We start from the raw sequence: 9032 nt of genomic DNA on the forward strand, positions 1-9032 counted from the left end.
CCGCCTCGTCAGGGGAATGTCAGGGAGCGACGAACAGCGAGAGCGTGTCGGCCACACAGGCGGCCCGGCGCTCGCCCTCCACCTCCACCGTCATGCGGACGGCGGCCAGATGACCGGAGGGCGTCTCCCGTACGCCGGTGAGCTTCGCCCCGCCGCGCACCCGGGAGCCGACCGGCACCGGGCGCGGGAAACGCACCTTGTCCAGACCGAAGTTGACGCCCATGTCGACCTTCTCGATGTCGAAGATGTCCCGCATCATGGCGGGCAGCAGGGCGAGGGTCAGATAGCCGTGCAGGATGGTGCCGCCGAACGGGCCGGTCGCCGCCCGCTCCGGGTCCGTGTGGATCCACTGCAGGTCGCCGGTCGCCCCCGCGAACCGGTCCACCTGGTCCTGCGTCACCCGCAACCACGCGCTGTAGCCGAGGTGTTCGCCGGTGGCGGCGGAGAACTCGTCCAGACTGGCGAAAGATCTCATGGCGTCGATTCTGTGCGGCTGCCGAAGCGCCGGACAAGGCGGTCGCCCGCCGTGCGGCCGTTCGGTCAGCGGGCCGTCATCCGTTCGTCAGCGCGCGCCGGAGACCGTACCGGCTCCGGCGCGCACCGGAGGTCAGCCGTACCGCTTCAGCTCGTGGAAGAAGCCGGGCACGGTGTGCAGCTGGTCGGCGTCGCGGACGCGGTCGTAGACGTACTTGGCGACCGCCAGGTCGAGCACGCCGAGGCCGAACGGCGAGAAGACCGCCGGCCGGTCGGCGGGCGGGGTGATCGCGCCGGTCAGCACGTCGTACAGGGTCCCGGCGATGAAGTCCCGGTTCCCGGTGCGCTGTTCGGCCAGGTGGGGCGAGGTGTTCGCCTTCAGGCAGTGGTCGATGTCGTCGACCGTGTTCCACGCGGAGAGGATGATCTCCGGGGACAGGTCGCGCAGCGACACGTGCAGCACCAGCGGGTGGTGCGTGAACCAGCCGGGGTCGGTCACATGCGGCTCGCCCGCGACGGTGGCGAAGACGACGAGATCGCTGGCGCGGATCAGGTCCTCGGGCTTGTCGTGCACGGTGATCTCCGTGCGGTCGCCGGCCGTGCGGCGCAGATAGCCGGTGAAGCCCTCGGCGTGCGCGGCGGACAGGTCGTGCACGCCGATGGCGTCGAAGGCGAAGCCGGTCGCCGCCAGGTAGGTGTGCAGATAGCGGGCGATCAGGCCGGTGCCGAAGAAGCCGACCCGGGTGGGCCGGGTGCCGCGCGCCCGGCTGATCCGGTCGGCCGCGAGGGCCGCGGAGGCGGCGGTGCGCGCGGCGCTGATGATGGAGGACTCCAGGCAGGCGAACGGGTAGCCCGTCCCGGCGTCGTTGAGCACGAGGACGGCCGAGGCGCGCGGCAGGCCGGCGGCCACGTTCTCCGGGAAGCTGGAGATCCACTTGATGCCGTGCACGTCCACGTCACCGCGCACCGAGGCGGGCAGCGCGATGATCCGGGAGGAGGGCCGGTCCGGGAAGCGCAGGAAGTACGAGTCGGGGTTCACGGTCTGTGCCTCGCCGTGCAGCCGGTAGGCGGCCTCGACGGTGGCGACGACCTCGTCCTCGGCCCCGGCGAGCGCCTGGTGCACCTGGGCACCGGAGATCACGGAGAAGGACGGGACCTGGGACACCTGTGGGGTCATGGGAACACTGCTCCAGGGAATTCGGGAGGGACGGGTCAGCCGATGCGGGCCAGGCCCTTGGCGTGCCGCCGGGCGCGTCCGCGCGACACCTGCAGCGGGTCCCAGCCGGCCCCGCGCCGGGGCAGCCGGGCCGGATCGCCGAGCACCGTGCCGGACATCACCTCGGGGAGCAGGGGGCGCTCCAGGATCCGGGAGACCGCGGCCATGCCGCCGGCGGCGACCCCGGCCATGCCGCTGCCGTGCCGGGTGTTCTGCCCGACCACGTACAGCCCCTCGATCTCGGTGCGCACATCGGGCCGCCGGCCGGGCCCGCCCCAGGTGGCCATGCCGTACGGGGTGCCGCCGCTGGCGCGGATGTAGCGCTCGTTGGTGAGCGGGGTGGCGGCCTCCACATGGGTGATCCGGTCCCGGAACGTGCCGAGGACCTGCTCGGCGGTGTCCAGGACCAGCTCGGTGACCTGGCGCTTGCGGGCCAGGTAGGCGGGCCTGCGGCGGTACGGCTCGCCCGCGAGCGGGCCGCCGTCCGTGCCCCAGAAGCCGGGTCCGGGCGGGAGGATCGTCATCAGCTGGAAGTTGCTGTGGCCCGGCGGGCACACGGCGGGGGTCCCGGCGTCCTTCACGGAGGCGAAGGAGAAGGCGAGCTGGGGGATGCGGTCCAGGGTGCCGGTGCGGGCGTACCGCTCCAGCATCGCGGCGTGCGCGCCCTCCATGTCGTCGCTGTCGTGCCACCAGATGTTGGCGTTGGGCAGGCCGGGCAGTTCGGTGTCCAGGGCGACGTACACCGCGACGACCGCGTCCCGCATGGTGGCCCGGCGGGTGCGGTCGACCAGGTCGGCGGGGAAGTTCCGCTCGCCGCCGCACAGGTCGAGGACGGTGCTGCGGTAGTCGGCGTTGGAGACGACCAGCGGGGCGGAGATCCGGGTGCCGTCGGCGAGTTCGACGCCGGTGGCACGGCCCCGCTCGACCAGGATGCGGCGCACCTCGCAGCGGGTGCGCAGCTCGCCGCCGTACGCCTCCAGGGCCTCCACGAAGGCGGCCACCAGGGTCTGGCCGCCGCCCTCCGGGTAGTAGGCGCCGCGCAGGTAGTGGTCCATCATCGTGACGTGCTCGGCGAGGCCCACGTCGGCGGGCAGGGCGCCGTAGTTGCCGGCCTGCGCGGCGAGCAGGGTACGGCCCTTGGCGGACAGCCCGCAGTGGTCCAGGGCCTGGCCGAGGGTGCGCCGGTTCCACCGCATGGTCTCCGGTGACCGGCGGAACAGCTCCACCATCGGGGTGCCGAGCAGGCTGGCCCGGCCGGCCTCGGCGACGTCCGTGGCGAGGTCGACGAAACGGTCCACGGCGTCGGCCTCGGCGGGCAGGGCCTCCTTGAGGCGGGCGCGGTAGCGGTCCCAGCCGGCCGGTACGTCCAGCTGGGCGGTGGGCGTGATGATCCGGTCGAAGCCGCCGTCGTTGTCCAGCGGCCGGAACCGCACCCGGTCGGCGACGCCGAGCCCGGCGAGGACGGCGGGCAGCAGTCCGTCCGGGCCGCAGTCGCCGAGGTAGTGCGTGCCGACGTCGAACTCGTACTTGCGCCGGCGGCGGAAGACGTGCGCGTTGCCGCCGGCCACGTCGTGCTGCTCCAGGACGAGGACCCGGCGGCCGTCGGCGGCCAGGTAGCCGGCCGTCACCAGGCCGCCGACGCCGCTGCCGACCACGATCGCGTCGTAGCGCTCAACCGCTTCCCGCATCTGGTCCCCCATCAGAAGACGCCGCCGCCGTGGATCTCGACGACCGAACCGGTGATGTACGCGGCCCGGTCCGACACCAGGAACGACACCAGGTCCGCGACCTCCTCGGCGCGGCCGAGGCGGCCCAGCGGCACGCCCTTCAGCTGGCGTTCCAGAGCCGCGGCCGGCATGCCGCCGACCATGTCGGTCTCGATCAGCCCGGGGGCGACGACGTTGGCGCGCACGCCCCGCGGGCCCAGCTCCTTGGCGAGGGACTTGGTGAAACCGATGATCCCGGCCTTGGACGCGGCGTAGTTGGCCTGGCCGGTGTTGCCGTACACCCCCGCCACGGAGGACAGGTTGACGATGGCGCCGGACCTGCGCTTGCTCATGGTGAACGCGGCGGCCCGGCACACGTGGTAGACGCCGTCGAGATTGGTGCGCAGCACCGCGTCCCAGTCCTCCTGGCCCATCAGCACCAGCGGCAGGTCGCGGGTGATGCCCGCCGAGGTGACGACGGTGTCGACGGGGCCGAGTTCGCGTTCGGTGTACGCGAACCACTCGCGGACGTCCTCCGCGTCGGCCACGTCGCAGCGCACGGCGAGCACCCGGGTGCCGTACTCGGCGGCCTCCTTGGCGAGTTCCTCGGCGGCGTCCTGGTTGGCGCGGTAGCAGAACGACACGTCGTGGCCGTCCTGCGCCAGGCGTCGTACGACGGCCCGGCCGATGCCCCGGGAACCCCCGCTGACCAGCGCGGTCACGCGTCCTCCCCGAGCAGTCGCAGGACGGCCGCGGCCACGGCGCCGTCCCGGTCGACGGCGGTCACCAGCGCGGCCCGGCCCCGGGAGTCCGGGTCGGCCGCGGCGACCGAGAGCACCGCGCCGATCTGGAAGGACGCGGTGGCCGCGCTGGTGTCGCCGAGGAGGTCCATCGACGGCACCCGGCGCAGCGCCTCGGCCGGCACCAGCGCGGCGAGCGCCTCGTGCTCGGCGCGGCCGGCGGCACCGGCCGCCGCGCAGGGTACGGCCGCCCAGACCTCGTCGGCGGGGACCCCCGCCCGCTCCAGGGCGCGGCGGGCGCAGGCGCCGACCGCGGCGAGGGGGTCGTCGTCGATGTCGACGCGGGTCTCGATGCTCAGCACGGCGGCCAGCGGCGGGCGTTCGGCCCGGCCCGCGGGTTCCACCAGGAACAGCCCGCAGCCCTCGCCGAGCAGCGGCGCGTCCCCGCCGGGCCCGGCGGCGGTCGCCTCGTACCAGGCGTGCGCGGCGGAGAACTCCTCGGCGGAACCGGCGACGTACTTGGTGGCCCGGCCCTGGGCGAGCAGCCGGCGGGCGTAGTTGAGGGCAAGCAGTCCGCTGACCCGGCCGCCGGCGACCGTGGTGTTGGGGCCCTTCAGACCGTGCCGGATGGCGGTGGCGCCTGCGGCGTGGTTGAGGCTGCCGAACGGGATGCGGCCGGCGTCGACGTAGAAGGGGCGCGCGTTGGTGTAGGACTGGCGCAGGAAGTCGGTGACGTTCTCCAGGCTGCCCATGGTGATGCCGAGGACGACGCCGGTGAGGTCGTCGGTGGTGACCGACGGGTTGCCGTCGGCGTCCCGCAGCAGCCCGTCGGAGGCGACGAGGGCGAGCGCGGTGAGCCGGTCCATCTTCGCGGTGCCCCGCTTGCCGAGCACCTCCTGGATGTCGAAGCCGGGCACGGTGCACACCTCCGGCGACGGCAGGGTGCCGAGACCGGGGTCCGCCTTCACGGCCGTCCTCGCTCCGGCGCGCACGCCGGCGGCGAACGCCTCGCGGCCGATGCCGTACGGCGACACCGCCGACCAGCCGGTGATGACGGGCGTGTCCCGGGGCAGCGCGGCCCGCGGGACGGCAGTTGCGTTGCTCATGGTCGGACTCTCTCCCCGTAGGCGCCCAGGATCAGCACGGCGTTGTTGCCGGCGAAGGCACTTGAGTTGTTCTGCACGATCCGCACGTCGGCCTCGACCGCCTCGTTGGGCACGACGTCGAGCGGGCAGTCCGGGTCGGTCTCGCGGTGGTTGATGGTGGGCGGGATGAACCCGTGCTCGATGGCGAGGCCGCAGGCGATGGCGCCGAGGGCGCTGGCCGCTCCCATCGAGTGGCCCAGCATCGACTTCACGGCGACCGTGCGCGGCGGCTCGTCCCCGTACACGTCCAGGATGGCCGCCGTCTCGGTGCTGTCGTTGGCCTTGGTGCCGGTGCCGTGCGCGGAGATGAAGTCGATCTCCTGCCGCTTGACGCCGGCGTCGTCCAGGGCGAGCCGGATGCCCCGGGCGATCCCCTCCCGGTTGGGGGCGGTGGGGTGGGCGGCGTCGCAGCTGAGGCCGTAGCCGAGGACCTCGGCGTAGATGTGCGCGCCACGGGCCAGGGCCGACTCCAGGCTCTCCAGGACGAGGATGCCGGCGCCCTCGCCGGTGAGGATGCCCTGGCGGTCCTTGTCGAACGGGCGCACCACGTCCGGGCTGAGCGCGCCGAACCGCTTGAACAGGGCGAACGCCTTGCGGCAGACGGCGTCGGCGCCGCCGCACAGCGCGAGGTCGACCTCGCCGGAGCGGATGGCGTCCAGGCCGTAGCCGATCGAGTAGTTGCCGGCCGCGCAGGCCGTGGTGACGGTGGTGGCCTCCACGTTCGGCATGCGCAGTTCGCGGGCGATGGCGGTGGAGAGCCGGCCGGCGTTGATCCGGCGGGCGAGCACCGGGTCCATCGCCTCGGGGTCCCCGGCGGCCAGCTCCTGCTCCAGGAGTACGGCGATGTCGTGGGACTCGCCGTCGGTGGTGCCGACGGTGATGACGGCGGCCCGGTCGGCGAGGTCGCTCTCGCTCAGCCCGGCGTCCTCGACGGCCATGCGGGCCGCGGCGACGGCGAACTGGCCGGCGCGGCCCACATGGTCGAGCGGAATGCGGCGGATCCAGCGCTCCGGCTCGAAGTCGGGGACCTCGCAGGCGGTGTTCTGCCCGAAGCCCTCGGTGTCGAAGCGGGTGATCGGCCGGGCGCCGGACCGGCCGGCCTTCAGGCCGGCGGTGTACTCCTCGACTCCGGTGCCGATGCTGGAGATGACCCCGAAGCCGGTGACGACGACCCGGCGCTGCCCGGCCTGCCCGGTGGATGCTGTGGTGGTCATCGGTGTCACCAGCCGGCGGCCTCGGCGGCCACCCGGTAGGTGGCCTCCACGTTCACCATCTTCGGCAGTTCATTCATGTCGATGACGATGGAGAACTCCATTTCCAGCGCGCTGAGGACATCGATCAGCTTCAGGGAGTCGGCACCCAGTTCGTCGATGAAGAGCGCCGTGTCGGAAAGGCGCTCCAGGTCCACGTCGATGTTCTCGGCGATGATTTCCCGGATGCGGGTGAGGTGCTCGGGAGCGGCCGTGGTCATGGCTCGGTCCTCCGTTTTCGGATTGCCGGACGATGATGCGGGAAAGGCTGGGAAAAGCTGGGAGAAACAGTCGAGAAGAGCAAAGAGGCTGCGCGGGAAAGGGCAGCGATGAGGCTCGGCAAAAACCTAGTCAGCGGCGATGACTGTCCAGTGACCGTCAACTGACGGCCCGCTGACGGCGGTCAGCGCCCGCCCGCGCGGCGGAACCCGCGGACGCTGCCCCACACCGCGGCGGCCAGCAGCGCCGTGAGGGTCACGGCGGTCACCAGGCCCGGGTGGTGCGCGGGGAAGCCACCGGAGGCGGCCTGCCCGGGATCGTTGCCCCACAGCTGCCGGCAGGTGGTGATGACCGAGGTGACGGGGTTCCATTCGGCGACCGGGCGCAGCCAGCCCGGCAGGCCGCCGACGGGGACGTAGGCGTTGGACAGGAAGCTGAGGATGACCAGCACCAGGGCGCCGGTGCCGTCGATGGCCTCGATGTTGCGCTGGGTGGTGCCGAGCAGGATGCCGACCCAGGTCATCACGTAGATGAAGGCGAGCAGCACGCCGAAGCCGGCGGCGGTGCGCAGCGCGCCCTCGTGCGGGCGCCAGCCCACGGCGAGGCCGACGAGGCTGACCGCGGTGAGACTGGCCGCGCCGACGGCCAGGTCGGACAGGGTGCGCCCGAGGAGGACGGCGGACGGGGAGATCGGCAGCGAGCGGAACCGGTCGACCAGCCCGTGCCGCAGGTCGAGGGCGACGCCGATCGCGGTGGGACCGACCCCGGTCAGCCCGACCTGGATGGCGATGCCGGCCATGATGAAGTCCTCGTAGGCGACACCGCCCGGGATGTGCATGGAGTTGCGGAACAGATAGCCGACGGCGATCAGCATCACCAGCGGGTTCATGGTGACCAGCACCAGCCGGCCCGGTGAGCGGCGCAGATGGGTGAGATGGCGGCCGGCCAGGGCGAGCGTGTCGCCGAGGTGGCCGCGGAGGGGTCCGGCCCGCCCGGGGCGGGCGGCGGTCGGGGTGGTGGCCGTGGCCGTCACTGGGACACCTCTTTCGTGGCCGGCACGGGCTTCTCGGGTGGGGTCGGTTCCTGCTCCTCTTTCCGGCCCGTGCCTGTGAGGTCGAAGAAGACGTCGTCGAGCGTCGGCTTGCGCAGTTCGACGTCGACGGTGGGCACTCCCTTGTCGCGCAGGGCCTGCGCGGCGCGGGCGAGGTCGTCCAGGCCGTCCTGGCCGAGCTGTACGGAGACCCGGCGGGCGGCCTCGTCGGTGACCGGGGCGGGACCGCCGAGCACGGCCAGCGCGGCGACCGCGTCGGCGAGGTTCTCGGGGCCGGCCACGGTCACTTCGAGGCGGTCGCTGCCGACCTTCCGTTTGAGGGTGTCCGGGGTGCCCTCGGCGATGACCCGGCCGGCGTCGATCACGGCGATCCGGTCGGCGAGCTGGTCGGCCTCCTCCAGGTACTGGGTGGTGAGCAGGATGGTCACACCGCCGGCGGCCAGGTCGCGCACCACGTCCCACAGGACGTTGCGGCTGGCCGGGTCAAGGCCGGTGGTGGGCTCGTCCAGGAACAGCACCTCGGGGTCGCCGATGACGCAGGTGGCCAGGTCGAGCCGGCGGCGCATCCCGCCGGAGTAGGTGCCCGCGGGCCGGTCGGCGGCCTCGGTCAGCTCGAACCTCTCCAGCAGCTGCGCGGCCCGGCGGACGGCACCGCGCCGCCCGAACCGGAGCAGCCGGGCGAGCAGGACGAGGTTCTCGCGGCCGGTGAGGAGTTCGTCGACGGCGGCGTACTGCCCGGCCAGGCCGATGCGCCGGCGGACCTCGCGGCCCTCGCGGACCACGTCGTACCCGGCGACGCTGGCCCGGCCGGCGGACGGCTGCACCAGGGTGGCGAGGATGCGGACGGTGGTGGTCTTGCCCGCGCCGTTGGGGCCGAGGACCCCGAGGACGGTGCCGGCCGGCACCGCAAGGTCGATGCCGTGCAGTGCGGTGTGGGAGCGGTAGGTCTTGCCCAGCCCCTCGGCGAGGATCGCGGTGTCGGACGCGGCCACGGTCAGTCCGCCTGGCGCTGCAGGCTGAGCGGACGCAGGTCGGTCCAGTTGCTCTCCACGTAGGCGACGGCGGAGGCACGGTCGGTGGCGTCCAGGGCCACGCGCCAGCCGTCGGGTACGGCGGCGAAGGACGGCCACAGGGAGTGCTGCCCCTCGTCGTTGACGAGGACGAGGAAGGTGCCCTCTTCGTTGTCGAAGGGATTGGCCATGGCGGGTCTCCAGATCTCGGACGGTTGGGA

10 protein-coding genes are annotated in these 9032 nt (G+C 73.1%); all 10 read right to left on the bottom strand.

Annotated elements, in window-relative coordinates:
* Positions 1-19 precede the first annotated feature (19 nt).
* The 10 genes from ABZ937_RS00500 to ABZ937_RS00545 all read right to left on the bottom strand — a co-directional run bounded on the left by ABZ937_RS00500 (position 20) and on the right by ABZ937_RS00545 (position 9002).
* Entirely contained in the window at positions 20-484 is a 465-nt protein-coding gene (locus ABZ937_RS00500) for a MaoC family dehydratase (RefSeq protein ID WP_361684718.1), read from the bottom strand.
* A 123-nt stretch (positions 485-607) separates the two neighbouring features.
* A complete protein-coding gene (gene sbnB, locus ABZ937_RS00505) occupies positions 608-1651 on the bottom strand; it encodes a 2,3-diaminopropionate biosynthesis protein SbnB (RefSeq protein WP_361684121.1) in 1044 nt (347 codons plus the stop codon).
* Positions 1652-1686: 35 nt separating this feature from the next.
* Positions 1687-3378: an NAD(P)/FAD-dependent oxidoreductase gene (locus ABZ937_RS00510; RefSeq protein ID WP_361684123.1), complete on the bottom strand. Its 1692-nt coding sequence runs from the start codon at positions 3376-3378 to the stop codon at positions 1687-1689.
* Between the two features lie 11 nt (positions 3379-3389).
* Positions 3390-4118: a 3-oxoacyl-[acyl-carrier-protein] reductase gene (gene fabG / locus ABZ937_RS00515; protein ID WP_361684125.1), complete on the bottom strand. Its 729-nt coding sequence runs from the start codon at positions 4116-4118 to the stop codon at positions 3390-3392.
* Positions 4115-5242 carry a beta-ketoacyl synthase N-terminal-like domain-containing protein gene (locus ABZ937_RS00520; RefSeq protein WP_361684127.1) on the bottom strand — a complete coding sequence of 376 codons (1128 nt, stop codon included), beginning with the start codon at positions 5240-5242 and terminating at the stop codon, positions 4115-4117. Before ABZ937_RS00520 ends, fabG begins: the two co-directional genes overlap by 4 nt.
* Positions 5239-6495, bottom strand: a complete 1257-nt coding sequence (locus ABZ937_RS00525; protein ID WP_361684129.1) for a beta-ketoacyl-[acyl-carrier-protein] synthase family protein — start codon at positions 6493-6495, stop codon at positions 5239-5241. The genes ABZ937_RS00520 and ABZ937_RS00525 overlap by 4 nt, the downstream gene beginning before the upstream one ends.
* Positions 6496-6500: 5 nt before the next feature.
* Entirely contained in the window at positions 6501-6752 is a 252-nt protein-coding gene (locus ABZ937_RS00530; protein ID WP_361684131.1) for an acyl carrier protein, read from the bottom strand.
* Positions 6753-6934: 182 nt separating this feature from the next.
* Positions 6935-7783 (bottom strand): ABC transporter permease, encoded by an 849-nt coding sequence (locus ABZ937_RS00535; protein ID WP_361684132.1) that lies wholly within the window; start codon positions 7781-7783, stop codon positions 6935-6937.
* A complete protein-coding gene (locus tag ABZ937_RS00540; protein ID WP_361684134.1) occupies positions 7780-8793 on the bottom strand; it encodes an ATP-binding cassette domain-containing protein in 1014 nt (337 codons plus the stop codon). The genes ABZ937_RS00535 and ABZ937_RS00540 overlap by 4 nt, the downstream gene beginning before the upstream one ends.
* Before the next feature lie 2 nt (positions 8794-8795).
* Positions 8796-9002, bottom strand: coding sequence for an MbtH family protein (locus ABZ937_RS00545; RefSeq protein WP_361684136.1), 207 nt, complete (start codon positions 9000-9002; stop codon positions 8796-8798).
* Between the last annotated feature and the right edge of the window lie 30 nt (positions 9003-9032).

This window comes from Streptomyces sp. NPDC046727 (assembly GCF_040645635.1).
In the GTDB taxonomy this organism is placed as follows: Bacteria; Actinomycetota; Actinomycetes; order Streptomycetales; family Streptomycetaceae; genus Streptomyces.

Coding starts and splice junctions, on each gene's coding strand:
- sbnB (WP_361684121.1), bottom strand. CDS start 1,651: ATGACCCCACAGGTGTCCCAGGTCCCGTCCTTCTCCGTGATCTCCGGT.
- ABZ937_RS00510 (WP_361684123.1), bottom strand. CDS start 3,378: ATGCGGGAAGCGGTTGAGCGCTACGACGCGATCGTGGTCGGCAGCGGC.
- ABZ937_RS00520 (WP_361684127.1), bottom strand. CDS start 5,242: ATGAGCAACGCAACTGCCGTCCCGCGGGCCGCGCTGCCCCGGGACACG.
- ABZ937_RS00525 (WP_361684129.1), bottom strand. CDS start 6,495: ATGACCACCACAGCATCCACCGGGCAGGCCGGGCAGCGCCGGGTCGTC.
- ABZ937_RS00530 (WP_361684131.1), bottom strand. CDS start 6,752: ATGACCACGGCCGCTCCCGAGCACCTCACCCGCATCCGGGAAATCATC.
- ABZ937_RS00545 (WP_361684136.1), bottom strand. CDS start 9,002: ATGGCCAATCCCTTCGACAACGAAGAGGGCACCTTCCTCGTCCTCGTC.